The following is a 388-nucleotide window of genomic DNA, read 5'->3' as shown; positions in this document are numbered from 1 at the left end:
AGGGCGCACCTTCCCGGATGATGATCTGCAAGAAAACAGGTATTCGATCAAGGCCAGCGCTGCAACGCTGGTTGGGAAGGTACGCCCGTGCTTACGGTAGTACACGACAACGACCGCTCCAACGACGACGACGGGCGGTCGTTGCTCGACGAGATCGTCCGTGACGGTGCCCGGCAGATGCTCGCGGCCGCGCTGCAGGCGGAGGTGGCCGCCTATATCGAGCAGTTCGCTGATCAGGTCGACGAGAACGGGCGCCGCCTGGTGGTGCGCAACGGCTACCACCACGAACGCGACGTCCTGACCGCCGCTGGTGCGGTCAACGTGAAGGCCCCGCGGGTCAACGACAAGCGCGTCGACCCGGACACCGGGGAGCGACAGCGATTTTCGT

The 388-nt window shown here is 64.9% G+C and carries 1 protein-coding gene; it reads left to right on the top strand.

The annotated features are described in order from the left end of the window. Positions 1–87: 87 nt before the first annotated feature. Positions 88–388 (top strand): transposase (locus tag BJL95_RS22640; RefSeq protein WP_175463777.1); only part of this gene is annotated, 301 nt, incomplete at its 3' end.

This window comes from Methylomonas sp. LWB (assembly GCF_001856095.1).
Taxonomy (GTDB): Bacteria; Pseudomonadota; Gammaproteobacteria; order Methylococcales; family Methylomonadaceae; genus Methylomonas; species Methylomonas koyamae_A.
The sequence above is the reverse complement of the archived record's forward strand: the minus strand, read 5'-3'. Positions and strand labels throughout refer to the sequence as shown.